Raw genomic sequence first — 1572 nt, 5'->3', positions numbered from 1 at the left:
CGCCCCACAGCGAGGATATCCGAACGACGATCTGCGCCAGAGACTAGATGAAATAGGCATTTTTAACGAGGAGTTTTAGGATGAACGCAAGAAGTTTTTTGGGAGATGAAAAAATAGGCGCGCTGATGCAGCAGGGATATTCACCCGAGCAGATCACGAACTACGCTAAAACCGAATATTATAAGCAACAGGGCGCGCAGCAGGCGAATTTAACCCCGCAGCCAAACACAGCAGCCGTGCCGCCCGCACCGCAAAATATACAGCAAACTCAGGGCTACACCCGAGTGCCGATAAGAGACGAGCAAACGGGCGAAGTCGTGAATTCCGCACCTAAATTAGGGCTTGACGGGCGCCCAATCCCTGCCGCTCCTACACCTGGGCGTAGCGAGGAGGCGCGAGCCAAAGAGAAAAAGAACCGATTTTTAGGCGGGGCTTTGGATGGGCTAGAAATGGAGGCGAAAACCATTCTTGATAACTCATTTTTCGGAAGCGGCGAGCCCGCAAAAAGCAAAGATGAAATTTTGAAAGATAGGGTAGCAAAAGCATCTAGCAGGTCTCTTTTTCAAACCATAGCGGGGGATGAAAAAGACGCTGCAGAGCTACAAAAAGATTTAGACCACATCGCGAAAAATGCAGGATATGATTTAGGCGCGGTGCAAACCAGCGACGGCAAAATTTATTTTGGAGCCCGAGGCGCGGACGGACGAATTATTCAAAAAGAGGTCACTCCTAGTCTTTGGGATGACTTAGCCGCACGCAAGACCGAGATAGCGGGAGGCGTTGTAGGTGCAGGGCTCGCGCCGTTTACTGGCGGGGCTAGCCTTGTGCCTATGCTGGCTATGAGTGCAGGCGGCAGTGCGCTAGGCTCAATGAACGACCTGCGCCAAAAGGGAGAAGCGACGGGCAGAGAATACGGCGCGAGCGATTACGCCTCAAGGGCGCTTCAAGCCGCGGGAGAGGATGCCTTGGGTGGCGTAGCGGTCGCGGGGGCAGGTAAGCTCATAAAAGCCGCAGCGCCTGCGATTAAACAAGCGGGCGAGAGGATAGTAAGCCCGGTGGCGAAAAACGCGGCAAAAATTGCGGATAATAACATTTTAGTAAATTTAATGCGTAGGGGCGTAACCGACAATATCGAGGGAGCCGAGGCGCAATATATCAAGTCTATGGGCGGAGAGGCGGAGGCTCTTAAAAATTTAGCCGCGAGTAAAAACGCATTGGGCGAGGAGGGATTTAAAAATTTTGCTAATGCCGAGCGATCTCTGCAAATCCCAAAAACGGGGAACGAGGCTATAGATAAAAGCATAAACTACATAAACGAAAAGGGAATTAAACCCGCCGAACAGACTATCAGGCGCGTAATTCAAGGGGAAAATTTAAACGAAAGAGAGGCGAACTTACTCGCAAGCGCTCTAAGCAACGATAAGGGCGCCGATCTAATCACAAGAAGCGTGGCGGGCGATGCCGACGCTTTCGCAAAGACCCAAAAGATTATGACGAAGCTAAACTCAAGTTTTGTAAAGAATATCAATGAGAGCTTTAAAGATGCTCCGAACGTAGTGCAGGTTTTTAAAG

General features: G+C 50.6%; 1 protein-coding gene. It reads left to right on the top strand.

Features of this window, described 5'->3' with window-relative positions:
* Nucleotides 1–80: 80 nt before the first annotated feature.
* Nucleotides 81–1572 (top strand): hypothetical protein (locus tag Q0256_RS09460; protein ID WP_297962473.1); only part of this gene is annotated, 1492 nt, incomplete at its 3' end.

It is taken from the genome of uncultured Campylobacter sp., from assembly GCF_937949835.1.
GTDB lineage: Bacteria > Campylobacterota > Campylobacteria > Campylobacterales > Campylobacteraceae > Campylobacter_B.
The sequence above is the reverse complement of the archived record's forward strand: the minus strand, read 5'-3'. Positions and strand labels throughout refer to the sequence as shown.